The 23,408-nt window shown below is 68.1% G+C and carries 22 protein-coding genes and 1 tRNA gene; 12 read left to right on the top strand and 11 right to left on the bottom strand.

The annotated features are described in order from the left end of the window. Positions 1-162: 162 nt before the first annotated feature. Together I3K84_RS19960 and I3K84_RS19955 are read left to right on the top strand one after the other, a co-directional pair. Positions 163-1,122 (top strand): ketopantoate reductase family protein, encoded by a 960-nt coding sequence (locus I3K84_RS19960; RefSeq protein ID WP_172207788.1) that lies wholly within the window; start codon positions 163-165, stop codon positions 1,120-1,122. Between the two features lie 164 nt (positions 1,123-1,286). Next, positions 1,287-1,745 (top strand): isoprenylcysteine carboxylmethyltransferase family protein, encoded by a 459-nt coding sequence (locus I3K84_RS19955; RefSeq protein ID WP_172207790.1) that lies wholly within the window; start codon positions 1,287-1,289, stop codon positions 1,743-1,745. Between the two features lie 44 nt (positions 1,746-1,789). On the opposite strand, the gene I3K84_RS19950 is transcribed toward I3K84_RS19955, so the two are convergent. From I3K84_RS19950 to I3K84_RS19940, 3 genes are all read right to left on the bottom strand, one after another. Then, positions 1,790-2,791, bottom strand: a complete 1,002-nt coding sequence (locus I3K84_RS19950) for a tripartite tricarboxylate transporter substrate binding protein (protein ID WP_172207793.1) — start codon at positions 2,789-2,791, stop codon at positions 1,790-1,792. 96 nt (positions 2,792-2,887) lie between these two features. Continuing rightward, a complete protein-coding gene (locus I3K84_RS19945; protein ID WP_196995226.1) occupies positions 2,888-4,096 on the bottom strand; it encodes a CaiB/BaiF CoA-transferase family protein in 1,209 nt (402 codons plus the stop codon). Positions 4,097-4,133: 37 nt separating this feature from the next. Continuing rightward, positions 4,134-5,105 (bottom strand): hydroxymethylglutaryl-CoA lyase, encoded by a 972-nt coding sequence (locus I3K84_RS19940; RefSeq protein ID WP_047349489.1) that lies wholly within the window; start codon positions 5,103-5,105, stop codon positions 4,134-4,136. A 111-nt stretch (positions 5,106-5,216) separates the two neighbouring features. On the opposite strand from I3K84_RS19940, the gene I3K84_RS19935 reads away from it, so the two are divergent. From I3K84_RS19935 to I3K84_RS19925, 3 genes are all read left to right on the top strand, one after another. Beyond that, a complete protein-coding gene (locus I3K84_RS19935; RefSeq protein WP_047349488.1) occupies positions 5,217-6,119 on the top strand; it encodes a LysR family transcriptional regulator in 903 nt (300 codons plus the stop codon). Positions 6,120-6,293: 174 nt separating this feature from the next. Further along, positions 6,294-6,599, top strand: a complete 306-nt coding sequence (locus I3K84_RS19930; RefSeq protein ID WP_011806269.1) for a helix-turn-helix domain-containing protein — start codon at positions 6,294-6,296, stop codon at positions 6,597-6,599. 128 nt (positions 6,600-6,727) lie between these two features. Further along, entirely contained in the window at positions 6,728-7,087 is a 360-nt protein-coding gene (locus I3K84_RS19925; RefSeq protein ID WP_011806270.1) for an FKBP-type peptidyl-prolyl cis-trans isomerase, read from the top strand. 92 nt (positions 7,088-7,179) lie between these two features. Here the strand turns inward: I3K84_RS19925 and rimO are convergent, their stop codons facing one another. The 5 genes from rimO to I3K84_RS19900 all read right to left on the bottom strand — a co-directional run bounded on the left by rimO (position 7,180) and on the right by I3K84_RS19900 (position 12,680). Beyond that, on the bottom strand, positions 7,180-8,571 hold the full coding sequence (rimO, locus tag I3K84_RS19920; RefSeq protein WP_015913872.1) for a 30S ribosomal protein S12 methylthiotransferase RimO: 1,392 nt from the start codon (positions 8,569-8,571) through the stop codon (positions 7,180-7,182). A gap of 27 nt (positions 8,572-8,598) precedes the next feature. Further along, positions 8,599-9,168, bottom strand: a complete 570-nt coding sequence (gene phaR / locus I3K84_RS19915) for a polyhydroxyalkanoate synthesis repressor PhaR (protein WP_011806272.1) — start codon at positions 9,166-9,168, stop codon at positions 8,599-8,601. 199 nt (positions 9,169-9,367) lie between these two features. After that, a tRNA-Val gene (locus I3K84_RS19910) sits at positions 9,368-9,444 on the bottom strand. Between the two features lie 60 nt (positions 9,445-9,504). Beyond that, positions 9,505-11,718 (bottom strand): bifunctional (p)ppGpp synthetase/guanosine-3',5'-bis(diphosphate) 3'-pyrophosphohydrolase, encoded by a 2,214-nt coding sequence (locus tag I3K84_RS19905; RefSeq protein WP_231403491.1) that lies wholly within the window; start codon positions 11,716-11,718, stop codon positions 9,505-9,507. A 26-nt stretch (positions 11,719-11,744) separates the two neighbouring features. Beyond that, positions 11,745-12,680, bottom strand: a complete 936-nt coding sequence (locus I3K84_RS19900) for an alpha/beta fold hydrolase (protein ID WP_196995224.1) — start codon at positions 12,678-12,680, stop codon at positions 11,745-11,747. 69 nt (positions 12,681-12,749) lie between these two features. Between I3K84_RS19900 and I3K84_RS19895 the strand changes: the two genes are divergently transcribed. Next, the gene (locus tag I3K84_RS19895; RefSeq protein WP_011806275.1) at positions 12,750-13,532 is read left to right on the top strand and encodes a 3-hydroxybutyrate dehydrogenase; all 783 of its coding nucleotides are present in this window, start codon (positions 12,750-12,752) and stop codon (positions 13,530-13,532) included. Between the two features lie 79 nt (positions 13,533-13,611). Here the strand turns inward: I3K84_RS19895 and I3K84_RS19890 are convergent, their stop codons facing one another. After that, positions 13,612-14,325 carry an SIMPL domain-containing protein gene (locus I3K84_RS19890; protein WP_196995223.1) on the bottom strand — a complete coding sequence of 238 codons (714 nt, stop codon included), beginning with the start codon at positions 14,323-14,325 and terminating at the stop codon, positions 13,612-13,614. A gap of 220 nt (positions 14,326-14,545) precedes the next feature. Between I3K84_RS19890 and ompR the strand changes: the two genes are divergently transcribed. After that, a complete protein-coding gene (ompR, locus tag I3K84_RS19885) occupies positions 14,546-15,277 on the top strand; it encodes a two-component system response regulator OmpR (RefSeq protein ID WP_011806277.1) in 732 nt (243 codons plus the stop codon). A gap of 83 nt (positions 15,278-15,360) precedes the next feature. Continuing rightward, positions 15,361-16,866, top strand: coding sequence for an ATP-binding protein (locus tag I3K84_RS19880; RefSeq protein WP_135148651.1), 1,506 nt, complete (start codon positions 15,361-15,363; stop codon positions 16,864-16,866). A 75-nt stretch (positions 16,867-16,941) separates the two neighbouring features. On the opposite strand, the gene ispF is transcribed toward I3K84_RS19880, so the two are convergent. After that, positions 16,942-17,421: a 2-C-methyl-D-erythritol 2,4-cyclodiphosphate synthase gene (ispF, locus tag I3K84_RS19875; protein WP_135148652.1), complete on the bottom strand. Its 480-nt coding sequence runs from the start codon at positions 17,419-17,421 to the stop codon at positions 16,942-16,944. 20 nt (positions 17,422-17,441) lie between these two features. After that, positions 17,442-18,281, bottom strand: a complete 840-nt coding sequence (ispD, locus tag I3K84_RS19870; protein ID WP_196995222.1) for a 2-C-methyl-D-erythritol 4-phosphate cytidylyltransferase — start codon at positions 18,279-18,281, stop codon at positions 17,442-17,444. A 101-nt stretch (positions 18,282-18,382) separates the two neighbouring features. Here ispD and mfd point away from each other — a divergent pair, with 101 nt between their 5' ends. The 4 genes from mfd (at position 18,383) to I3K84_RS19850 (ending at position 23,358) form a co-directional block, all read left to right on the top strand. Then, positions 18,383-21,880, top strand: coding sequence for a transcription-repair coupling factor (gene mfd / locus I3K84_RS19865; protein ID WP_196995221.1), 3,498 nt, complete (start codon positions 18,383-18,385; stop codon positions 21,878-21,880). Positions 21,881-21,951: 71 nt separating this feature from the next. Then, on the top strand, positions 21,952-22,230 hold the full coding sequence (locus I3K84_RS19860) for a hypothetical protein (protein ID WP_196995220.1): 279 nt from the start codon (positions 21,952-21,954) through the stop codon (positions 22,228-22,230). Positions 22,231-22,246: 16 nt separating this feature from the next. After that, complete coding sequence (locus tag I3K84_RS19855) at positions 22,247-22,660, top strand: type II toxin-antitoxin system VapC family toxin (RefSeq protein WP_196995219.1); 414 nt, start codon at positions 22,247-22,249, stop codon at positions 22,658-22,660. A 65-nt stretch (positions 22,661-22,725) separates the two neighbouring features. Further along, positions 22,726-23,358, top strand: coding sequence for a hypothetical protein (locus I3K84_RS19850; protein WP_196995218.1), 633 nt, complete (start codon positions 22,726-22,728; stop codon positions 23,356-23,358). Positions 23,359-23,408: the final 50 nt, after the last annotated feature.

Below are 23,408 nucleotides of genomic sequence, written 5' to 3'. Positions count from 1 at the left end.
GCCGCTCGGCCGGGGCGTTTTTTATTGCGCGTCAGGGTTTCAAGCCAAATCGGCTTTTCACGCTTATACAGCAGGCGCCAGCAGCTATATTTTTGATAGCAAAACATGGAACGCCCGATCGGTGGACAATGGCCGTCCCGTCCTTCCTGAAAGCTGCCCGCCATGCCTCTGAACACCCCTTCGCACACCGGCCGTCTGCGCTTCGCCGTGATGGGCGCAGGCGCGGTGGGCTGCTACTTTGGCGCCCTGCTGGCGCGTGCGGGCCACGCGGTCACGCTCATCGGCCGCCCGGACCACGTGCAGGCGATCCAGGCCCACGGCCTGCGACTGCAAACCGCCACGCAGGACACCCATGTGCCACTGGAGGCCAGTACCGATGCCAGCGCCGTGCGTGGCGCCGACGTGGTGCTGCTGTGCGTGAAGTCCACCGACACCGAAGCAGCGGCGCGCCAGATGCAGCCCTACCTGGCACCGGGCGCGCTGGTGCTCACGCTGCAAAACGGCGTGGACAACGACGAGCGCGCCCGCGCCGTGCTGGGCGCGGCGCACCCCGTGGCGGCCGCCGTGGTGTATGTGGCGACTGCCATGGCCGGGCCTGGGCACGTGCGTCACTTCGGGCGGGGTGAGCTGGTGATCGGCCCGTCGCCCGCCAGCGCGCGCGTGGCGCGGGAGCTGTGCGACGCGGGCATCCCCGCCGAGGTGTCGGACAACGTGCGCAGCGCCCTGTGGGCCAAGCTGGTCATCAACTGCGCCTACAACGCGCTGTCGGCCATCGTGCAGCAGCCCTACGGCTGGCTGGTGCAGCAGGACGGCGCGACCGATGTGATCGCCGACGTCGTGGCCGAATGCCTGGCCGTGGCGCAGGCGGACGGAGTGCACCTTCCCGCAGACATCCACGCGGCCGTGCGCGGCATCGCGCAGAGCATGGCGGGCCAACGGTCCTCCACCGCGCAGGACCTGGCACGGGGCCGCCCCACCGAGATCGGCCACCTGAATGGCTACGTGGTGCAGCGCGGCGCCGCGCTGGGTGTCGCCACGCCGGTCAACCGCGCGCTGCTGGTGCTGGTACGCATGGCCGAGGCCAGTGGCGTGCGTGGCCCCCAGGACCATCAAAAAACATAGCTGCCAGCGCTTGATAGGTAAGCGCTGGAGGCCAAAAACATTCTGAATCGCCACAACGCAGACGCGCCGCACCGCGGGCTGGGCGCCGCCTCGGGACCGGCCTACACTGGCTGCGCGTGCGTCCACCACCTTTTCCGCTGCCGGGCGTCCGGCGGCCCACACCCATGCACTGGCTTGAACACAAGATCCCTCCGCCGCTCGTCGCCGCCCTTGCCGGCGTGGCGATGTGGTTCACCGCGCAGGCCAGCGGCGGCGTGACGGACAGCGCGCCGCGCACCGCGGCGGCCGTCCTGCTCGCGCTGGTGGGCCTGGCGTTCGACGTGGCCGGCCTGCACGCGTTTCGGCGCGCGCGCACCACCGTCAACCCGCTGCGGCCGGGCGGTGCTTCGGCGCTGGTGGTGGGCGGCGTGTACCGCGTCACGCGCAACCCGATGTACGTGGGCCTCGCCCTCCTGCTGCTCGCATGGACGGTGTACCTGGGTGCGCCGCTGGCGCTGCTGGGCGTTGCGGCGTTCGTGGCCTACATCACGCGCTTTCAGATCGTTCCGGAAGAGCGGGTGCTGGCGCAGAAGTTCGGGCCGGAATTCGCCGCCTATCGATCCAGGGTGCGCAGGTGGCTGTAGCGCTTATCCAGCAAGCGCTGACAGCTCCTTGAACGATAGCGAAGTCAGTCCATCTTCACGCTGGCGCTCTTCACCACCTGCCCCATGCGCGCCAGTTCGCTGCGAAAGAACGCGGCCGAGGCATCGGGCGGCGTGAGCTTGATCTCGTAGCCCTGCGCCACCAGCGCGTCGCGCGCCTCCGGCATGGCCAGCGCGGCCTTGAAGCCGTGGTACAGCCGCGCCACGTCCGCCGGGGGCACGCCGGCAGGCGCCACGGCGGCGATCCAGCCCTCCAGTTCATAGCGCGGCAGGCCCTGTTCGGCGAGGGTGGGCACGCCGGGCAGCGAGGGGACGCGGGCAGCCGTGGTCACGCCCAGCGCGCGCAGGCTGCCGGACTTGATGTGCGCGGCCGCCGGCGCCACGGCCACCACGCCCAGCTGCACCTGCCCGCCCAGGATGTCATTCATCAGCGGGCCCATGCCGCGGTAGGGGATGTGCTTGATGTCCAGCTGCGCCTGGTCCACGAACATGGCGGCGCCCAGGTGCAGGATGGTGCCGTTGCCCGATGAGCCGTAGTTGAGCACCCCGGGCTTGGCCTTGGCGAGCGCGATGAGTTCGCGCGCGTTCCGGGCCTGCACCGAGGGATGGGCGACGAGCACGAAGGGCGTGGCGCCGATCACGGTGATGGGCGTGATGTCCTCGATGGCATCGAAAGGCGCCGATGGGTACACATGCGGGTTCACCACGTGGTTGTTGGACACCACGCCGATCACCGAGCCGTCCTTGGGCGCGCGCACGAGCTGCGTGGTGCCCGTGATGCCGCCCGCGCCGGGCAGGTTCTCGATCACCACCGCCTGGCCCAGCGCCCTGGACAGGCTGGCCTGAATGGCGCGGATGGCACCGTCCGCGCCCGAGCCGGCCGACAGCGGCAGGATCACGCGCAGCGGCCGGTCGGCCGCACCGGGGCCCTGCGCATGCGCCAGCGCGGGCGCACAGAGGGCAGCACTCCAGGCCAGCGCCTGGCGGCGCGTGAGGCGGCGGGGTGCGGGGAATGCATCGAGGGGCATGGGTGTCTCCGGTGGTTTTTATAGGGGTCTCAGAAAGCGCGGACTCAGGGATTGGCGGGCCACGCATGCACAAGGCCGTGGCCCGATTGATACCCCTCAGGCCACGGCCGCGCACGCGCGCAGCGCGGCCACCTGCTCGGCCGTGTAGCCCAGGCCTGCCAGCAGATCCTGCGTGTGCTGGCCGAGCCGCGGTGGGTCCAGGCGCACGCCCATGCGCTGGCCGTCCAGGCGCAGCGGCATGAGCGTGGTGCGTGCGGTGCCGCCCGCGCGCTCCCCGTCGGGCAGGGTGATCTCGGCCAGGCCGCCCGTGGCGTTGAGGTGCGGGTCGTCAAACAATTGCTCGGGCCGCAGGATGGGTGCGAACGGCAGGCCATGGCGCTCGAAGACCGCCGCCAGTGCATCGGCGGTGTGCGCTGCCAGGCGCTGGCGCAGCTCGGGCAACAGCGTGGGCCGCGCGCGCACGCGGTCGTTGTTGGTGGCATAGCGCGGGTCGGCCTTGAGGTCGGCATAGCCCATGGCGTCGCAGAAGGTCTGCCACTGCGCGTCGCTCACCGCGGCCAGGAAGATCTGGCCGCCGTCCTTCACGCTGAACACGTCGTACACCGCCCAGGACGAGATGCGGTCGGGCATGGGCGCGGCGGGCTGGCCGGTGACGGCGTACTGCATCATGTGCTGGCCGACCAGGAACACGTTGTTCTCGAACAGCGCCGAGTCCACCTCCTGGCCGCGCCCGGTCTGCTGGCGCTGCATGAGCGCCGCCATGGCGCCGATGGCGCCGAACATGCCGCCCATGATGTCGTTCACGCTGCTGCCGGCGCGCAGCGGGTCGCCCGGGCGGCCGGTCATGTAGGCCAGCCCCCCCATCATCTGCACCACCTCGTCCAGCGCCGTGCGGTGCTCGTAAGGGCCGGGCAGGAAACCCGTGTGGTTCACATACACCAGGCGCTCGTTCAGGCGCGACAGGGCCGCATAGTCCAGGCCGTACTTGGCCATCACGCCGGGCTTGAAGTTCTGCGCCACCACGTCGGCCGACGAGGCCAGGCGGATGGCCACCTCCAGCCCCGCGGGACTGCGCAGGTCGATGGCGATGCTCTTCTTGTTGCGGTTGAACATGGGAAAGAAGCCCGCGCCCGCGCCCAGCAGGTGGCGTGTGCGGTCGCCATCCACGGGCTCGACCTTGATGACCTCGGCGCCCAGGTCGGCCAGCACCATGCCGCAGGTGGGGCCCATGACCATGTGGGTGAACTCCACCACGCGCAGGCCCTCCAGGGGCAGCCGGGGAGAAGAGGAAGCGTTGGAATTCATGGTGTCCCAAAGAAGAAGCTAAAACAGGCGCGCCCGCTCAGGCAGGCTGCGCCAGGGTGGAAACAGAAGCGCCCGTGTGGCGCGGCAGACCGGCCTGCCACAGCGTGCCATGCAGCGTCTCGCCCGCGAGCCAGCCCTGCACGCGCTGGCGCAGCGCGAGCAGCGCGGCCACGTCGAGTCCCGTGGACAGCCCCATGCGCTCCAGCATGAAGGCCAGGTCTTCGGTGGTCACGTTACCGCTGGCGCCGGGCGCATGCGGACAGCCGCCGATACCGCCCAGGCAGGCGTCGAAGCGCGTGATGCCCGCCTGCCAGGCGGCGTAGCAGTTGGCCAGCCCCATGCCGCGCGTGTCGTGAAAATGCGCGGCGGCCAGGCGGTCGCCCACCAGCGTGCGCGCCTTCTCGAAGAGGCGCTGCACGCCGGCCGGATCGGCATAGCCCACGGTGTCGGCCAGGCTCACGCGGTCGGCACCGGCATCCAGCAGGGCCTGCAGCAGGCGCAGCACCTCGTCCTCGGCCACGTCGCCCTGGAGCGTGCAGCCGAAGGCCGTGCCCACGCCGCCCTCGATGCGCGACGCGCTGCCCGCCGCATCGCGGGTGGCGCGGATGCGGGCCACCTCCGCCACCACCTCGTCGGGCGTCTTGCGCAGGTTGGCCAGGCTGTGCGCATGGCTGGCCGACAGCGGCACGATCATCCAGTGCGCACCCGCGTCGATGGCGCGCTCGGCCCCCTTGAGGTTGGGCACCAGCACCGAGGCCACCAAACCCGGCAGCGTGAGCGCATGCGCGAGCACCTCGGCGGTGTCGGCCAGTTGCGGCAGCAGGCGCGCGGGTACGAAGGAGCCGACCTCGATCTCGCGCTGGCCTGCGGCATAGGCGGCGTCCAGCCAGGCGATCTTGTGTGCTGTCGGCAGCGTGGTGGCGATGCTCTGCAGGCCATCGCGCAGGCCCACCTCGCGCACGGTGGCGTGGCCGGGGCGCGGGTCGCAGAGGGTGGGTAGCGAAGCCATGGAATTGCCTGGAGGGTTGATGTGCGTCAGTGCCGTTGTGGATTTTAAAAATTCCAGCAAACTACGAAACCTCAATTTTGGAACCCCACGCGTTCCCAAACGGAAATTTTCATGCGTCTGCCCGACCTGCTCTCGCTCAAGCTGTTCGTCGCCGTGTGCGAGCACCGCAACATTGCGCGTGCTGCGCAGCAGGAGGCCATCGTGGGCTCGGCCGTCAGCAAGCGGCTGGCGCAACTGGAAGACACCGTGGGCGCGCGCCTGCTGGTGCGCCGCCGGCATGGCGTGGCGCCCACCCCGGCGGGTGAGGCGCTGCTGGAGCATGCGCGCGAGATGCTGGCCAGCGTGGGGCGCATCGAGCGGGACATGGCCGCGTTCAACACCGGCATCCGCGGACAGGTGCGCATGCTGGTCACCGCCTCGGTCATGGCCGAGTCGCTGGCCGACGACGTAGCAGCGTTCCTGCAGGACCCCGCGCACCGCGACATCCAGGTGAGCATGGAGGAGCGCGTGAGCCCCGAGGTGGTGCGCGGCATCCGCGAGGGCAGCGCCACCGTGGGCATCTGCTGGGACGCGGCGGACCTGCAGGGGCTGCAGACCCGCAGCTACCGCCACGACCATCTGGCCATCGTCGCGCACCCCGATCACCCCGTGGCCCAGTCAGCGCGCGTGCGCTTTGCCGACGTGCTGGGGCATGAGTTCGTCAGCATGCCGGCGCTGAGCGCCGTGCAGGTGCTGCTGGCGCGCGCCGCGGCCGTGGAGGGCAAGATGCTGGCACACCGCGTGCAGGTGTCCAACTTCGACGCTGCGCTGCGCGTGGTGCGCGCCAACCTGGCCATCAGCGTGATCCCACGCGAAGTGGCCGAGCCGTTTGCCGCCGCCACCGGCGTGCGGGTGATTCCGCTGGCCGACGGCTGGGCACGGCGGCGCTTTGCCATCTGCTTTCGCAGCGAGGAGGGCCTGTCACCCGCCGCCCGGCTGCTGGTGGAGCACCTCGTGCGCAGGGCGCCGGAGTGAGCCGCATGGCTACCCCATTTTTCAGGGTTTGCACATGTCAGCCGGACGCAACGAGCTACTAAACTTGTAGCAGGTACATTTCCAGGCTATATTGCTATCGTTTTTTGCAACCACTGCCGCTCCGCGCCTGCGCGGCGCGGCACCCCACCACCCTATGCGCAAGGAGAAGCGTTCATGAGCTCCAAGGAAAACGCCGCCGTCAACCAGCTGTTCGAGAAACTCGAATGCCGTTATGCGCTGCGCGTGCTGTGGGCCCTGCGCGACGGCCATCCGCAGACGTTCCGCCTGCTGCAAGACAGCGTCGGCGGCATCACGCCCAACACGCTCAACACCCGCATCAAAGAACTGCGCGAGTGCGGGCTGCTGGACCACGGCAGCGACGGCTACACCGTCACCCCCGTGGGCCAGGATCTGCTCAAGCGCCTGTCCGATGTGCAGGCTTTTGCCACCCGCTGGTCCGCCGCGCGCGTGAAGAAGTAAAGCGCCCCGCAAGCCCTTCGGCCCCCACCAGCCCGCCGTGTGCGGGTTTTGGTCTTTTTGGCCCCTAGCGCTTATTGGATAAGCGCTAACAGCTATCTTTTTTGAATCAAATCAAGGAACCGTTCACCATGGCATTCACCACCACCGCCTCCGGCCTGCAGTATGAAGACACCGTCGTCGGCACCGGCGCGCAGGCCACGCGCGGCCAGTCGGTGCGCGTGCACTACACCGGCTGGCTCTACAACGACGGCCAGCAAGGCGCCAAGTTCGATTCCAGCCGCGACCGCAACGACCCGTTCGAGTTTCCCCTGGGCGCGGGCATGGTCATCAAGGGCTGGGACGAGGGCGTGCAAGGCATGCAGATCGGCGGCCAGCGCACACTGATCATCCCGGCAGCCCTGGGCTACGGCGCACGCGGCGCCGGCGGCGTGATCCCGCCCAACGCCACGCTGAAGTTCGACGTGGAGCTGCTGGCCGTCGGCGTCTGACGGAACTCCGCGCCCCGCTGGCGGGGCGCCCGAAAAAAAGGGAACGTGGTTCGCACGTTCCCTTTTTTGTGGGCGTGTATGGCCGCCGTTGATTACACCGGCACGCCCACCAGGTCATGCCCCTGCGTTCCCACGATGCGCGCCTTCACGAAGTCGCCCACCTTGTAGGTCTTGCTGAATTTCTCGGGCGGCAGCAGGTGCACCACGCCGTCGATCTCGGGCGCATCGGCGTAGCTGCGGCCCACGCCGCCCTTCTTGCCCAGGCCCACGGCCTGGTCCACCAGCACCTGCATGGTCTGGCCCACGCGGCGCTGCAGCTTGGCGGTGGAGACTTCCTCCGCCACCGCCATGAAGCGCGCACGGCGCTCCTCGCGCAGTTCCATGGGCAGCATGCCCGGCAGCTCGTTGGCGGCGGCGCCCTCTACGTCGCTGTAGGCAAAGCAGCCCGCACGGTCGATCTGCGCCTCGCGCACGAAGTCCAGCAGGTGCTGGAACTCTTCTTCCGTCTCGCCGGGGAAGCCCGCGATGAAGGTGCTGCGGATCACGATCTCCGGGCAGGCCTCGCGCCAGCGCAGGATGCGCTCCAGATTCTTCTCGCCGCTGGCGGGGCGCTTCATGCGCTTGAGCACGTCAGGGTGGCTGTGCTGGAAGGGCACATCCAGGTACGGCAGCACCAAGCCCTGCGCCATCAGCGGAATGATGTCGTCCACGCTCGGGTAGGGGTAGACATAGTGCAGGCGCACCCACGCGCCGTAGGTGGCGGCCATCTCGCCCAGCGTCTGCACCAGCTCCAGCGTGCGCGTCTTGACGGGCTTGCCGTCCCAGAAGCCCGTGCGGTACTTCACGTCCACGCCATAGGCCGATGTGTCCTGGCTGATGACCAGCAGTTCCTTCACCCCGCCCTCGAACAGCGCCTTGGCTTCCTTGAGCACATCGCCCACCGGGCGGGACACCAGGTCGCCGCGCATCGAGGGGATGATGCAGAAGGTGCAGCGGTGGTTGCAGCCCTCGCTGATCTTCAGGTAGGCATAGTGGCGCGGCGTGAGCTTGATGCCCGCCTCGCCGAAGCTGCCCGGCACCAGGTCAAGGAAGGGGTCGTGCGGCTTGGGGCAGTGGGTATGCACGACCTCCATCACTTCCTGCGCCGCATGCGGCCCGGTCACGGCCAGCACGCTGGGGTGTACCTCTTTCACGAGGTTGCCGCCCGTCTCGCCGGCGCGCGCGCCCAGGCAGCCGGTAACGATCACCTTGCCGTTCTCGGCCAAGGCCTCGCCAATGGTGTCCAGGCTTTCCTTCACGGCTTCATCGATGAAGCCGCAGGTGTTGACGATGACGAGGTCTGCGCCCTCGAAGGTCTTGGAGGTTTCGTAGCCCTCGGCGCTGAGTTGCGTGAGGAGGAGTTCGGAGTCGGTGAGGTTCTTGGGGCAGCCGAGGCTGACGAACCCGATCTTGGGGGTCTTGGCGGGGGAGAGTGCTTGGCTCATCCCCGCATTTTCCCAGTTCTGCCGGGCTCAGCGCTTTTTGAGGCCAAACGCGCCCAGCATCTGCTCGGTCTGCTTCTGCATCTGGTCCTGCATCTGCAGGAACATGTTCTGCGACTGCTCCACGTAGTTGCCCATCAGCCCCTTCATCATGGGCGACTGCAGATTCATGAATTGCGTCCACATCTCGGGCGTGAGGCCTTGCGACTGCTCGGCCAGCTTGGCCTGGATCTCGGTGAACATCTGCACGTTCTTTTCCAGGTACGCACCCATGAAGCCCTGCATGGCATGGCCATAGAAGCGGATGATGTTGGCCAGCGCCGCCTCGCTGAACATCGGCGCGCCGCCTGCCTCCTCCTCCAGGATGATCTGCAGCAGGATGCTGCGCGTGAGGTCTTCGCTGGTCTTGGCGTCGCGCACCACGACGGATTCGCCCTGCATCACCAGCTGCTTGACCTCGGCCAGCGTGACATAGGTGGAGGTGGACGTGTCGTACAGCCGGCGGTTGGGGTACTTCTTGATCACGCGCTGGGCGGTTTTTGGATCGGGTGCTGGGTTCTTGTCTGGCACAGGCGGCTCCTCGGGTACATGGCCCGTCATGGCTTGTATTGCAGTGCAGCAGATTCTAGGCAGGCCGCACCCGCGCAGCGCGCAGGAATACCCTGATGGCCTGCACGACCGCCTGCTCCAGGCGGAATGCGGGGGATCCGGAAACAAAAAAGCCGCTCTGTCGAGCGGCGTTTTGTACAGAATTTCTCTCTTTGCATGCTGAAGTCTGGGTGGCTTCAGCAGAGAGAAATGGTAGGCGCGATTGGACTCGAACCAACGACCCCCACCATGTCAAGGTGGTGCTCTAACCAGCTGAGCTACGCGCCTGTGTTTGTTCGAGAAGCGGGAGTATAGCAGCAAAAAATGCCGCCTCGGCCCTGGCGGCCGTCATCGCCGGCGCGCCGAGCGCACCCCCTGCACCGCGGCCACGATACCCAGCACCTTGTTGAGCCGCCCCGCATCGGACACCTCCACGGTGAAGGTCATCCATGCCGTTCCCTTGACGGACTGTGTCTGCACGCCAATGACGTTGGTCTTCTCACGGGCGAACACTTCCGAGATGTCGCGCAGCAGGCCCTGGCGGTCCGAGGCTTCCACCGCCACGTCCACGGGGTAGACGGCGGCTTCTCCGGCAGCGCGCTGCGACTTTCCCCACTCCACGTCGATCACGCGCTCCGCATTGCGCGCCGCCATCTCGCGGAAGTTGCTGCAGTCGGCGCGGTGCACGCTCACGCCCTTGCCGCGCGTGACGAAACCACGGATCTCATCGGGCGGCGCGGGCTTGCAGCACTTGGCCAACTGCGTCATGAGGGAATCCACGCCCACCACCAGCACGCCGCCCTTGGGCGCGCCGTCGGGTGTGCGCGCCTTCTTGAGCAGCACGTCAGGCTCATCGACCGCCGGCTCGGGTGGGCGCAACAGGGTCTCGATGCTGCGCAGCGAGAATTCGTCCTTGCCCACCACTTCGAACAAGGCCTCGGCCGACTTGAAGCCCAGCTGCACCGCCAGGTCGTCAAGCTTGAGGGCCGTCTTGCCCTCGCGCTGCAGCAGCTTTTCCACCAGCTCGCGGCCGCGCGCCACCGTGGCATGGGTGGCCTGTGCGTTGAACCACGCGCGCACCTTGGCCTTCGCGCGGTTGCTGGTGAGGTAGCCCAGTTCCGGGTTGAGCCAGTCGCGCGAAGGACGCCCTTCCTTCACGGTGGTGATCTCCACCGTCTGGCCGTTTTGCAGCGGCGTGTTCAGCGGCACCATGTTGCCGTCGACACGCGCGCCCCGGCAGCGGTGGCCGACGCTGGTGTGCACGGCATAGGCGAAGTCCACGGGAGTGGCGCCTTGGGGCAGTTCCACCACGGCCGCGTCCGGGGTCAGCACATAGATGCGGTCTTCGAACAACCCGCTGCGGCTGGCGGAGCCCACCAGGTCGCGCTCCCACGCCAGCAGCTGGCGCAGTACGGCGATCTTGGCGTCGTACTCGCTGCTGGCCGACACGCCAGCGTAGCCCTTGGTGCCCGCCTCCTTGTAGGCCCAGTGCGCGGCCACGCCATGCTCGGCATGGTCGTGCATGGCCTGGGTGCGGATCTGGATCTCGATGGCCTTGCCCGCCTCGTCGCGCACCACGGTGTGCAGCGACTGGTAGCCGTTGGGCTTGGGGCGGGCGATGTAGTCGTCGAACTCCGCCTCGATGGGCTTGAACTGGCTGTGCACCCAACTCAAAGCCGCATAGCAGTCCTTGACGCTGGGCACCACCACACGCAGCGCACGGATGTCGAACACCTGGTCGAAGTTCAGCGACTTGCCGCGCATCTTCTTGACGATGCTGTAGATGTGCTTGGGCCGGCCCTGCACGCTGGCACTGATGCTGCGCGCGCGCAGCTCGGATTCGAGACGGCTGCGCACCTGCTCCATGTACAGCTCGCGCTCCACGCGCTTCTCGTCGAGCAGGCGGGCCACTTCCTTGTAGGTCTCGGGCTCCAGGAAGCGGAAGGCCAGGTCTTCCAGCTCCCACTTCATCTGCCAGATGCCCAGGCGGTTGGCCAGCGGCGCGAACACCTGCAGCGCCTCGCGCGCGATGGCCGGCGATACCGGGCGCTTGGCTGCGGCATAAAAGCGCAGCGTCTGAAGGCGGGACGCCAGGCGCAGCATCACCACGCGCAGGTCGCGCGAGAAGGCCAGCAGCATCTTGCGCACGTTCTCGGTCTGCGTGGCCGCATCGTCCACCTGCTGGCCCGTCACCTGCGCCTCGCGCGCCTGCAGTTGCACGCGCATGAGCTTGGTGGTCTCCAGCGCCAGCGCGGCGAAATTGCTGCCGAAGGCCTTGGTGATCACTTCCTCGGGCTTGTTCAGGTGCGAGCAGGCATACACCAGATAGACCGCCGCCTGCATGGTTTCCGAGCCGCCCAGGTGCTTGAGGATGGCGGACACCGCATCGGCATGGACGAGGGTGTTCTCTCCGGTTTCCAACGTTTCGCCGATCAAGAGCGGCTCGGCAAAGGCGCGGGCGCGTACCAGTGCGTCGGCATGCTCCGGTCCCGCCTGCGCGGTGGCTGCGATGAGCTGCGGCACCGCCTCGGGTCGGGGCCCGGCGGCCGCGCCCTGCCCCATGGGCAGATGGCCGATGGAACTGCTCTTCATGCTGTCAACTCCTCCTGCCGCTCCAGCAGGAACTGCGCGACCACGGCCACCTGGTCTGGCTGCACCAGCGTCGGCGCGTGGCCCACGCCGGCGAACTCCACCAGCCGCGCACGCGGGCCGCGCGCGGTCATCTCGCGCGCCGTGGCGCTGGACAGCAGGTCCGAGTCCGCGCCGCGCAGCAGCAGCACCTGGGCCGGGATCTGGTCGTACAGCTGCCATAGCTGCTGCTCACCCGCCAGCGCGGCCTCGGGCGTGAGGGCGCGAAAGGGCACGGCGATCGCCGGGTCGTAGTGCAGGGCCAAGCCCCCTTGGGGCGCCTCGCGCACCATGGCGCGAGACAGTTCCAGCCACTGCGCAGGTGTGTGCGGCCCGAAGCTGCGCGACACCGCCCACAGCGCGTCGGCCGCCTGCTGCAGCGTCGCGAAATGCGCGGGCTGGCCCAGGTACTGGCCGATGCGCGCGAGCGCCTGCCACTCCACCCGCGGCCCCACATCGTTGAGCACCAGGCGCCGCACGGGTACCGGCAACACCCCCGTCTGGCCGCACAGGCCCATGCCAATGAGCCCGCCCATGCTCGTGCCCACCCAATCCAGGGTGGCGATGGGGCCTTGCGCGTGCAGTTGCGCCAGCAAGGCCCGCATGTCGGCCGCGTACACCGGCAATTGGTATTGCATCGGATCGGCCAGCCAATCGCTGCGTCCGCGCCCCACGACATCGGGGCAGACCACGCGCGCATGGCGGGCCAGCGCGCGTGCCAGGGTGTCGAAGTCCCGCCCCTGGCGTGCCAGCCCGTGGACGCAGACGATCACATGGGGATGGGCCGCGTCGCCCGTCTCGTTCCACTCCCAGTAGGCCATGCGATGGCCTTGTTCCGGGTGGCCGACGGCCGCGGGGCCGGGGCACGGTACGTATTTCAGCGTAGGTTGAATCATGGAAACGGTACCGTCATGCAGCGCTCGATAATGCCTGCGCTGCATCCTAATTCATTCGGAGAGACTCTCATGCTGAACGGCAAAACCGCCCTCGTCACCGGCTCCACCAGCGGCATCGGCCTGGGCATCGCCAAGGCGCTCGCGCGCCAGGGGGCGAACATCGTGCTCAACGGCTTTGGCGACGTGGACGGTCCGCGCGCCGAGGTGCTGGCCGCCGGCGAGGCCGCAGGCGCCCGCGTGGCCTACCACGGCGCGGACATGAGCCGCCCCGCGGAGATCGAGGACATGCTCAAGTACGCCGCATCCCAGTTCGGCCGCGTGGACATCCTGGTCAACAACGCCGGCATCCAGCACGTGGCCAGCGTGCAGGACTTCCCCGTGGAAAAGTGGGACGCCATCATCGCCATCAACTTGACCAGCGCCTTCCACACCACGCGCCTGGCACTGCCCGGCATGCTGGCCAATGACTGGGGCCGCATCATCAACGTGGCGTCGGTGCACGGCCTGGTGGGATCGGCGCAGAAGTCGGCCTACGTGGCGGCCAAGCACGGCATCGTGGGCCTGACCAAGGTGACGGCGCTGGAGACCGCCCCGACGGGCGTGACCTGCAACGCGATCTGCCCCGGCTGGGTGCTCACGCCGCTGGTGCAAAAGCAGGTGGACGCCAAGGCCGCCGCGCTGGGCATCTCCAATGAAGAAGCCAAGAAAGTGCTGCTGGGCGAAAAGGAGCCCTCCATGCAGTTCACCACACCCGAAGAGCTGGGTGAGCTGGCCGTGTTCTTCTGCTCGGCCGCCGCCAACAACGTGCGCGGCGTGGCATGGAATATGGACGGCGGCTGGGTGGCGCAGTAAGACCGCTATCAAAAAGATAGCTGGTAACGCCCGGCTGGCGGGCGCTGCAGGCCAAAATGGCTGATAGCGAACGCTGGGGTCACTTGAGCTGTACCGAGCCAGCCACCGTCACCACCACCTGGGCCTTGCCGGCCTCCACGGGCACGGGAGCGTCGGACGCATAGGATGCTGCCTTGGCCTCCATGGCCATCATGCGCGGGCGCGGGCCGGGCGACATCTCGTTGCTGTTCACCGCCACCTCGCGCAGCGTGTAGCCGCCAAAACCGAAGCCCCGCGCCAGTTCGGAGGCGCGTGTCTTGAAGGCCTCGATGGCCTGCGCCTGGGCCTCGGTCTCCACCTTGGCCCGCGCCTCGCGCGACAGGTCGAATGCGATCTGGCTGATGGACATGCTCTGGATCTTGCCCGCCGTGGCCGTGATGCGCGGGAAGTCGCGCCCTTCCAGCACCAGCTCGGCGCGGCCCTGCCAGCCGGTGATCTTGCCGTCCTTGCCATAGCGCGGGTACATGCCGAAGGCCCCCGTGCGCACGTCCATCTGCTGCGGCTGGGCGGCGCGGCGGGCTTCGGCCAGCGCGGCGTCCAGCGCCTGTTTGAGTTGCGTTTGCACGCCTGCGGCGTCCGCGGCTTCCTTGGTGGCGGCCAGCGTCAGCACCAGCAAGTCCTGCTGCACCTGCACCGTGCCCGATGCGGAGAGCTGCAGCACGTTCTGCGGCGGCGCCGAAGGATTCTGAGCGTAAGCGGCCACAGCGCCCGCCATCAGTGCGCAAGCAGCTATTGTTTTTATAGTTCTTTGCATGGTGTTCCTTTTCTTGGGTTGACGTTGTACGGGCATGTGCAGCATGCCCCAGGACCGACGCTAACCGCGTCAGCGCAGCGCTGGCATGAATGCCCGGTAATGTCGTTGCGAGGTGTCGCAAAACCTGTAACAGTTGGTCAGACCCCGGGGTAAAACCGGACTTTCCGTTCGCAAGCTGGTCAGAATCGGCTCTGTTACAAATTGGACTGGGAAAGAAAGCATGGCTTCAACAACCAACCGTACCGACAAAGTTCTCGTGGTGGATGACGATGCGCGCATCCGCGACCTGCTGCGCCGCTACCTCACCCAGGAAGGCTTTGAAGTTATGGTCGCGGAAGACGGCAAGGCCCTCAACCGCATCCTGCTGCGCGAGACCGTGGACCTGATCGTGCTGGACCTGATGATGCCGGGTGAAGACGGCCTGTCGATCTGCCGGCGCCTGCGCGCGGCCAATGACCGCACGCCCATCATCATGCTGACCGCCAAGGGCGAGGACGTGGACCGCATCGTGGGCCTGGAAGTGGGCGCCGACGACTACCTGGGCAAGCCCTTCAACCCGCGCGAACTGCTGGCCCGCATCCACGCCGTGCTGCGCCGCCGCCCGCCGCAGGAGGCCCCGGGCGCACCGTCGGGCGACAATGAAGTGGTGACCTTCGGCCCCTTCACCTTCGACCTGGGCACGCGCGCGCTGCAAAAGAACGGCGAGGAACTGCCGCTGACCACGGGCGAATTCGCCATGCTGAAAGCCCTGGTGCGCCACCCGCGCCAGCCGCTGTCGCGCGAAAAGCTCGCGCTGCTGGCGCGCGGGCGCGAGTTCGAGCCGTTCGACCGCAGCCTGGACGTGCAGATCTCGCGCCTGCGCAAGCTGGTCGAGGTGGACGCCGCCGCGCCGCGCTACATCCAGACCGTGTGGGGCGTGGGCTACGTGTTCGTGCCGGACGGCACGAACTGACCAGGGCATCCCATCCGAAAGGAACGGCGGCCCACTCCATCGGCACGCCGTGCCCTGCATGACCGCTTGCACGCCACCTTGACATGAGCGCCACCCACGACGCGCCTTCCGATGCCACCAGCCCCGCGCCGCTGGAAACGTCCGCCAGCCGGCGGGCCCAGCGTGCGCGCGTGGGGCTGAACCTCTTCTGGCGCACCTTCTTCCTGCTGGCGGTGCTGCTGATCGGCAGCATCATGGCGTGGCTGCAGACGCTGCGCGCGCTGGAGTTCGAGCCCCGCGCCCTGCAGACGGCGCAGCAGATTGCATCGCTGGTCAACCTGAGCCGCGCGGCGCTCATCCACTCCGACGCCATCGCGCGCGTGTCGCTGCTCAAGACCATGGCCGACCAGGAGGGCGTGCGCATCCTGCCGCGCGAGCCGGGTGACAAGTTCGAGTTGCTCTCGCCCTCCCCGCTCGGCTCGCGCCTGACCGAAGAACTCACCCAGCGCCTGGGGCCCGGCACCATCGTGGCCGCCAGCGTGAATGGCGAGAAGGGGCTGTGGGTGGGCTTCACCATCAATGGCGACCCCAACTGGATGCTGATGGACCGTTCGCGCCTGAGTGCCGCTGGCGGCAAGACCTGGATGATCTGGTTGATCACCGCAGGCGCGCTGTCGCTGGCGGGTGCCGCCGTCATCGCGCGGCTGATCAACCGTCCGCTCAAGCAGCTCAGCGACGCGGCCAACCGCGTGCGCGACGGCGACTTTGCCAACAGCCGCCTGGACGAAGAGGCCGTGACCAGCGAGATCCGCGAGGTCAACATCGGCTTCAACCGCATGGCGCAAAAGCTCGCCAAGCTGGAGCAGGACCGCGCGGTGATGCTGGCCGGCATCTCGCACGACCTGCGCACGCCGCTGGCGCGGTTGCGCCTGGAAACCGAGATGAGCGTCACCGACGACGTGGCGCGCGAGCACATGGTGGCCGACATCGTGCAACTGGACGCCACCATCGACAAGTTCCTGGACTATGCGCGGCCCGACACCACGGTGGCCCTGAGCCCCGTCAACCTGCATGGCGTGGTGTCGTCCTGCGTGTACGCGGTGCAGGACCACCGCGAGTTGCAGATCTCGATGAACGTGCCCGAGGACCTGATCGTGATGGCCGACGAGGTGGAGCTGGCGCGCGTGATCTCCAACCTGCTGGAGAACGCCCGTCGCTACGGCAAGAACCGCGAAACCGGCATCACCACCGTGGACATCGCCGCCAAGGCGCGCGAGAAGTGGGTGCTGATGAAGCTGCGCGACCACGGGCCCGGCGCACCACCCGAGCAACTGGCCAACCTCACCAAACCGTTCTTTCGCGGCGACTCCGCGCGCACGGCCGCGGCCGGCGCGGGCCTGGGCCTGTCGATCGTGGACAAGACCGTGCAGCGCATGGGGGGCATCTTCGCGCTGGCCAACTCGGGCTCGGGCGGGCTGGTGGCCCACATCCAGTTGCAGCGCGCGATGAATCAACGGCAGGGCCAGGACCCCCAGCAGCGCCTGCAGCGCCCGCAGATCAAGCGCCACCTGCCACCGCGCAGCGGTGTGCCGTCATCCCAGCAAAATTGATAGCAGCCAGCGCTTGCTGCGTGGCTGATTTACAGCGTTTTCTGCCGAAAACCGGCACTCTTCCAGCGCAAGCAGCTATTTTTTGAATAGCAACACGGCGGCGCGCGCCTCGATGGACAGGCCCTGCCCCACGGGGCCCAGGCGCTCGGCGGTCTTGGCCTTCACGTTCACTTGGTCCAGCACCAGGCCCAGCGCGGCGGCAATGCGCTCGCGCATGGCGGGGATGTGCGTCGCCAGGCGCGGTGCCTGCGCAACGACTGTGCTGTCAATGTTGCCGATGGCGTAGCCCGTGTCGCCCACGCGGCGCGCCGCCTCCTCCAGCAGCGCCACCGAGTCCGCGCCCTTGAAGCGCGCGTCGGTGTCGGGGAAGTGGCTGCCGATGTCGCCCAGCGCCGCCGCGCCCAGCAGCGCATCGGTGATGGCATGCAGCAGCACATCGGCATCGGAATGGCCCAGCAAGCCCATGGTGTGCGGGATCTCCACCCCGCCGATGACCAGGCGCCGCCCGGGCACCAGCGCATGCACGTCCCACCCTTCGCCGATTCTGAAATTCATGCCCATTGCGTTCGCCGCCCTCATGCCTTGGAAGAAAAGAAAGTCTTGACCGGATCGCTCGCCGCGGCGCCGCGTTCGCCGCCAAAGCGCTCCAGCGTGGCGCCGTGCATGCGCTGGGCCAGCACGGCCTCGGCCAGCGCGAAGTCCTCGGGGTAGGTCACCTTGAAGTTCTGCGCGCCGCCAGGCACCAGGCGCGGGCGCAGGCCCATGGCCTCCATGGCACTGGCCTCGTCGGTGGCGGTGGCGCCCACCCGCTCCAGCGCATGGCGCAGCGCACCGATGCGGAACATCTGCGGCGTCTGCGCCAGCCATTTGTCGCTGCGGTCCACGGTGGCGGCCACGCGCACGCCGCCGGGGCCGTCGCTCGCCACCTTGAGCGTGTCCGCCAGCTTGTGCGCCAGCAGCCCGCCCACGCTGTCGTGCTGGCAGGCGTCGATGAGCGCATCGATCTGCTGCGCCGTCACCAGGCAGCGCGCCGCATCGTGCACCAGCGCCCAGTCCTCGTCCTGCGCGCCGCGCGATTGCAGGGCCTTCAGGCCGCCCAGCACCGTGTCGGCGCGCGTGGGCCCGCCGCAGGGCACGGCAAAGAAGGCCGGGTGGGGGTGACCGTCGAAGAAGGTGTCGCCCGCGGCCACGGCCACCAGCGTGCCCGCCAGGCGCGCCACGCCCGCAAAGGCCGCCAGCGTGTGCAGCACCATCGGATGGCCGGCCACCGTGTGGTACTGCTTGGGCGGCACGGGGGGGCCGTCCTGCCCGCCCCTGCGCACGGCGCGCGTGCCGGTGCCGGCGCAGGGCACCAGCCCCCAGAAGCGCCCGGCCACAGGGCGAGCAGGGGTGGTGGGCGGCAGCAGGTCGGTCATGGGCGGGCATTCTAAAATCCCCGATCGTCGTCTTGAGCCTCGTGGCGCACACTGCTCCGTGTCCTGCGCCCTATCCCACACCATGGGGCGACGCCACCTGCATGCAGCTGCCCAAACTCTCCCCCGGAAAACGATTCACCCTGCCCCGCCCCGTGGGCAGCGCCGACGCCTTGCTGCTGGCCCGCCTGGGCGAGCGGGAAAAGGCCGCAGGCCGCACCACCGCCATCGTCACCGCCGATGCAACCGACGCCCAGCGCCTCATCGACGAGATGGCCTTCTTCGCGCCCGAGTTGCGCTGCGCGCTGTTTCCCGACTGGGAAACACTGCCCTACGACAGCTTCTCGCCGCACCAGGACCTGATCAGCGAGCGGCTGGCCACACTCTGGCGCATCCAGCAGCGCGACAAGGACACGGGCGCCGACGTGGTGCTGGTGCCGGCCACCACGGCGCTGTACCGGCTGGCGCCGCCGTCGTTCCTCGCGGGCTACACCTTCCATTTCAAGGTGAAGCAGAAGCTGGACGAGGCCAAGCTGCGCGCCCAGCTCACGCTCGCGGGCTACCAGCATGTGTCCCAGGTGGTGGGCCATGGCGAATACGCGGTGCGCGGCGGGTTGATCGACCTGTTCCCGATGGGCTCGGCCGTGCCGTACCGGGTGGACCTGTTCGACGACGAGATCGACTCCATCCGCACGTTCGACCCCGACAGCCAGCGCAGCCTCTACCCGGTGCCCGAGGTGCGCCTGCTGCCCGGGCGCGAGTTCCCCATGGACGACGCGGCGCGCGCCAAGTTCCGCCAGCGCTGGCGCGAGCTGCTGGAGGGCGATCCCACGAGGAGCCGCATCTACAAGGACATGGGCAACGGCGTGGCCACGGCCGGCATCGAGTACTACCTGCCGCTGTTCTTCGACGAGACGGCCACCGTGTTCGATTACCTGGGCAACGAAGCCACCGTGGTGCTGCACGGCGACCTGGAGACGGCCTTCCAGCGCTTCTGGCAGGACACGCGCGATCGCTACCGCCTGATCCAGGGCGACCCGGACCACCCCACCCTGCCGCCCGAGGCGCTGTTTCTGTCGGCCGAGCAGTTCTACGGCCAGGCCAAGCCGCACGCCCAGCTGTCGCTGCGCCCGGGCGTGGAAGACGTGGCCGACAACGCGCAGTTTCAGAAGCTGCCCGACCTGTCCGTGGTGCGCGGCGCCGACGATCCGCTGGCACGGCTGCAGGCCCACATCCGCGCCACACAGACCACGGGCCAGCGCGTGCTACTGCTGGCCGAGAGCGACGGCCGGCGCGAGAGCCTGCTGGATTTTCTGCGCGCCTCGGGCCTGAACCCGCCGGCCTTCGACTCGCTGGCTGAGTTCCAGTCCACGCCCGAGGAACGTGTGGGCATCGCCACGGCGGCGCTGGCCTCGGGCTTCGCGTGGATGGAAGAAGGCCTGGACCTGGTCACCGAGACCGAACTGTTCGCCGCCGGCTCCACCACGCGCCGGCGCAAGAAGCAGGAGCAGGCCAGCGACGTCGAAGCGCTGATCAAGGACTTGTCCGAGCTGAAGGTGGGCGACCCGGTGGTGCACAACCAGCACGGCATCGGGCGCTACCGCGGCCTCATCCACATGGATGTGGGCAACAAGAACCCCGACGGCAGCCCCGCGCTGCAGGAGTTCCTGCACCTGGAATACGCCGACAAGGCCGTGCTCTACGTGCCCGTGAGTCAGCTGCAGCTTATCGGCCGCTACACGGGCGTGTCTGCCGACGAGGCCCCGCTGCACAAGCTGGGCAGCGGCCAGTGGGAAAAAGCCAAGCGCAAGGCCGCCGAGCAGGTGCGCGACGCCGCGGCCGAGCTGCTCAACATCTACGCCCGCCGCGCCGCGCGCGAGGGGCATGCCTTCCGCTACTCGCCCAACGACTACGAGCAGTTCGCCAACGACTTCGGCTTCGAGGAGACCGCGGACCAGAAGGCCGCGATCCACGCCGTGGTGCAGGACATGATCAGCCCGCGCCCCATGGACCGGCTGGTCTGCGGCGACGTCGGCTTTGGCAAGACCGAGGTCGCACTGCGCGCCTGTTTCGTGGCCGTGGCCGGGGGCAAGCAGGTGGCGTTCCTGGCGCCCACCACGCTGCTGGCCGAGCAGCACTACCGCACGCTGAGCGACCGCTTCAGCAAGTGGCCCGTGAAGGTGGCCGAGGTCTCGCGCTTTCGCTCGGGCAAGGAGATCACCGCCGCCGTGAAGGGCATTGCCGACGGCACGGTGGACATCGTGGTGGGCACGCACAAGCTGCTCAGCGAATCGACCCAGTTCAAGAACCTGGGCCTGCTCATCATCGACGAAGAACACCGCTTCGGCGTGCGCCACAAGGAGGCGATGAAGCAGTTCCGCGCCGAGGTGGATGTGCTCACGCTCACCGCCACGCCGATCCCGCGCACCATGGGCATGGCGCTGGAGGGGCTGCGGGACCTGTCCGTGATCGCCACCGCGCCGCAGCGGCGCCTGGCCATCAAGACCTTCGTGCGCAACGAAGGCACGGGCGTGATCCGCGAGGCCGTGCTGCGCGAGCTCAAGCGCGGCGGCCAGTGCTACTTCCTGCACAACGAGGTCGAGACCATCGAGAACCGGCGCCAGAAGCTCGAAGAGATATTGCCCGAGGCGCGCATCGCCGTGGCCCACGGCCAGATGCCCGAGCGCGAGCTGGAGCGCGTGATGCGCGACTTCGTGGCCCAGCGCTACAACATCCTGCTGTGCTCGACCATCATCGAGACCGGCATCGACGTGCCCACGGCCAACACCATCATCATCAGCCGCGCCGACAAGTTCGGCCTGGCGCAGCTGCACCAATTGCGCGGGCGCGTGGGCCGCAGCCACCACCAGGCCTACGCCTACCTGATGGTGCCCGACATCGACGGCCTGACCAAGCAGGCGCAGCAGCGCCTGGACGCCATCCAGCAGATGGAGGAGCTGGGCAGCGGCTTCTACCTGGCCATGCACGACCTGGAGATCCGCGGCGCGGGCGAGGTGCTGGGCGAGAGCCAGAGCGGCAACATGATGGAGATCGGCTTCCAGCTCTACAACGAGATGCTGGCCGAGGCGGTGAAGCAACTCAAGGCCGGCAAGGAACCCGACCTGCTCGCCCCCATGCAGGCCGCCACCGACATCAACCTGCACGCCCCCGCCCTGCTGCCCGACGACTACTGCGGCGACGTGCACCTGCGCCTGTCGTTTTATAAAAAGCTGGCCACGGCTAAGACCAGCGACCAGATCGACGCGCTGCTGGAAGAAATCGTGGACCGCTTCGGCAAGCTGCCGCCGCAGGCGCAAACGCTGATCGACGTGCACCGCCTGCGCGTGCTGTCCGCGCCCTACGGCGTGGTGAAGGTGGACGCGGCGCCGGGCGTCATCACCATCACCTTCAAGCCGCAGCCGCCGGTGGACCCCATGGCCATCATCCATCTGATCCAGAAGAACAGGCACATCAAGCTGGCCGGCAACGAGAAGCTGCGCATCGAGCGTGAACTGCCCGAGCCAGTCGCCCGCGCCCAGATGGTGCGCGACGTGCTGCGCAGCCTGGGCCAGCCGCTGGTGGCCGAGGCGGTCAGCGCGTGAAGCGGTTCAAAATATAATTTCCAGCCAATTACAGCACCAACAACTGCCAATCAACCCGCCAAGGAACTGCCATGTCGCAAGTGACGATTTACCTTGATGAAGACACACTGCAAGCCGTCAGGGCCGCAGCGGCGCGGGCGCATATCTCGGTGAGCAAATGGTTCGCCCAGTTTGCCGAAGCTGAAAAAGCCAGCCTGAGCGCCGACCGGCACAAGTTCTGGCAAGAAATTGACGCCCTGCGTGGCCCCGATCCTGCAACCGAAGATCGCCTGCTGGACTATTTGACCAACCCCCGCTGCCGCGATGCCGACCTGGGCGTGGACGCACGGCGCATCTCGTTCGACGACTGACAGCGCCCTGCACGACATGCCGTACCTGCTCGACACAAACATCCTGGTCTATGCCTACCAAAACCGGGGCGGCTGCCGCCAGCGGTTGGATGCGCACGACCCGGCACAGGTGCATATCTGCCCGATCAACATTTTTGAAATCGAACGCGGCATTGCCAAATCTGCCCGCCCGCAGGCGCTGCGGCTGTTTTTGAGCGCCACTCTCAGCCGCCACCCGCTGGCACCGCTGGACGCTGCAGCCGCCCAGTGCGCAGGCCAGCTGCGCGCCACGCTGGAGCGCCTGGGCCAGCCCATCGGCCCGTATGACTTGCTGATTGCGGGCATTGCCCTGGCCCACGGCCTGACCCTGGTGACGCACAACACCGCTGAATTTGCCCGCGTGCCCGGCCTGCCGCTGGCCGACTGGTACAGCGACGAGGCGCCCGCCTAGCCCCACCCCACGGCGCCCCACAGTGTCCCCATTGCACCTTGGCGCACTCGCAACACAACCACTCCATGCTACCCACCGACGAAGCCCTTGTGGACGCCAGCGTGCTGGCCATTGCCCTGTGGCTGCGCCCCTGGCGGCTGCTGCGCGGCGGCGCGCTGCTCACGCCCGTGCTGGCCACACTGGTGGTGCTGCCCTGGCTGTGGGCTTTGCCCCGGCTGCACACCATGCCACTGCAACTGCAAATATCGGGCGCCTGCATGGTGCTGCTGATGCTGGGCTGGCCGCTGGCCGTGCCCACGCTGATACTGGTGGCCGTGGTGGCAGGCGTATTGAGTGGCAGCCCGACGCCAGATGCCATCCTGGGCATGGCCCTGTGGCAGGGCGTGCTGCCCGCCACGCTGGCGCTGGGCCTGGGCGCGCTGCTGCGGCGCCTGACGGGCGAACATCTGTTTGTGTACGTGCTGGGCCGCGGCTTTCTGGGCACGGCGGTGTGCCTGTTTGCCACCGGCGCGCTGGCGCAGTGGACCGGCCAGCTGCTGCCCGGCGTGGACGAAGGCCTGTCGATGGTGGCGCGCTGGCTCATGGCCTGGGGCGATGCCTTCATGACCGGCATGCTCACGGCCATCTTCGTGGCCTTCAAACCGCATTGGCTGGCCACCTGGTCGGACAAGCTGTATTTGCGCAAGCCTCCCCGCTGAAGCCATCGCCCGCGTTCAATTTTTAGTCAAATCAGTCCCTATCCCTTGCT

This window comes from Diaphorobacter sp. JS3051 (assembly GCF_015832135.1).
Lineage (GTDB): Bacteria > Pseudomonadota > Gammaproteobacteria > Burkholderiales > Burkholderiaceae_C > Diaphorobacter > Diaphorobacter nitroreducens.
Note: the sequence above shows the minus strand (reverse complement) of the source record. Positions and strands in the feature narration are given on the sequence as shown.

Excerpts from the sequence above, each read along its gene's own strand:
- I3K84_RS19940 (WP_047349489.1), bottom strand. The coding sequence starts at position 5,105 with ATGGCTTCGCTACCCACCCTCTGCGACCCGCGCCCCGGCCACGCCACC.
- I3K84_RS19945 (WP_196995226.1), bottom strand. The coding sequence starts at position 4,096 with ATGAATTCCAACGCTTCCTCTTCTCCCCGGCTGCCCCTGGAGGGCCTG.
- I3K84_RS19850 (WP_196995218.1), top strand. The coding sequence starts at position 22,726 with ATGCTACCCACCGACGAAGCCCTTGTGGACGCCAGCGTGCTGGCCATT.
- ispD (WP_196995222.1), bottom strand. The coding sequence starts at position 18,281 with ATGACCGACCTGCTGCCGCCCACCACCCCTGCTCGCCCTGTGGCCGGG.
- I3K84_RS19880 (WP_135148651.1), top strand. The coding sequence starts at position 15,361 with ATGAGCGCCACCCACGACGCGCCTTCCGATGCCACCAGCCCCGCGCCG.
- I3K84_RS19905 (WP_231403491.1), bottom strand. The coding sequence starts at position 11,718 with ATGGGGCAGGGCGCGGCCGCCGGGCCCCGACCCGAGGCGGTGCCGCAG.
- I3K84_RS19930 (WP_011806269.1), top strand. The coding sequence starts at position 6,294 with ATGAGCTCCAAGGAAAACGCCGCCGTCAACCAGCTGTTCGAGAAACTC.
- rimO (WP_015913872.1), bottom strand. The coding sequence starts at position 8,571 with ATGAGCCAAGCACTCTCCCCCGCCAAGACCCCCAAGATCGGGTTCGTC.
- I3K84_RS19935 (WP_047349488.1), top strand. The coding sequence starts at position 5,217 with ATGCGTCTGCCCGACCTGCTCTCGCTCAAGCTGTTCGTCGCCGTGTGC.
- ompR (WP_011806277.1), top strand. The coding sequence starts at position 14,546 with ATGGCTTCAACAACCAACCGTACCGACAAAGTTCTCGTGGTGGATGAC.
- I3K84_RS19955 (WP_172207790.1), top strand. The coding sequence starts at position 1,287 with ATGCACTGGCTTGAACACAAGATCCCTCCGCCGCTCGTCGCCGCCCTT.
- I3K84_RS19890 (WP_196995223.1), bottom strand. The coding sequence starts at position 14,325 with ATGCAAAGAACTATAAAAACAATAGCTGCTTGCGCACTGATGGCGGGC.
- I3K84_RS19900 (WP_196995224.1), bottom strand. The coding sequence starts at position 12,680 with ATGATTCAACCTACGCTGAAATACGTACCGTGCCCCGGCCCCGCGGCC.
- I3K84_RS19925 (WP_011806270.1), top strand. The coding sequence starts at position 6,728 with ATGGCATTCACCACCACCGCCTCCGGCCTGCAGTATGAAGACACCGTC.
- I3K84_RS19960 (WP_172207788.1), top strand. The coding sequence starts at position 163 with ATGCCTCTGAACACCCCTTCGCACACCGGCCGTCTGCGCTTCGCCGTG.
- ispF (WP_135148652.1), bottom strand. The coding sequence starts at position 17,421 with ATGAATTTCAGAATCGGCGAAGGGTGGGACGTGCATGCGCTGGTGCCC.
- I3K84_RS19860 (WP_196995220.1), top strand. The coding sequence starts at position 21,952 with ATGTCGCAAGTGACGATTTACCTTGATGAAGACACACTGCAAGCCGTC.
- phaR (WP_011806272.1), bottom strand. The coding sequence starts at position 9,168 with ATGACGGGCCATGTACCCGAGGAGCCGCCTGTGCCAGACAAGAACCCA.
- I3K84_RS19950 (WP_172207793.1), bottom strand. The coding sequence starts at position 2,791 with ATGCCCCTCGATGCATTCCCCGCACCCCGCCGCCTCACGCGCCGCCAG.
- I3K84_RS19895 (WP_011806275.1), top strand. The coding sequence starts at position 12,750 with ATGCTGAACGGCAAAACCGCCCTCGTCACCGGCTCCACCAGCGGCATC.
- mfd (WP_196995221.1), top strand. The coding sequence starts at position 18,383 with ATGCAGCTGCCCAAACTCTCCCCCGGAAAACGATTCACCCTGCCCCGC.
- I3K84_RS19855 (WP_196995219.1), top strand. The coding sequence starts at position 22,247 with ATGCCGTACCTGCTCGACACAAACATCCTGGTCTATGCCTACCAAAAC.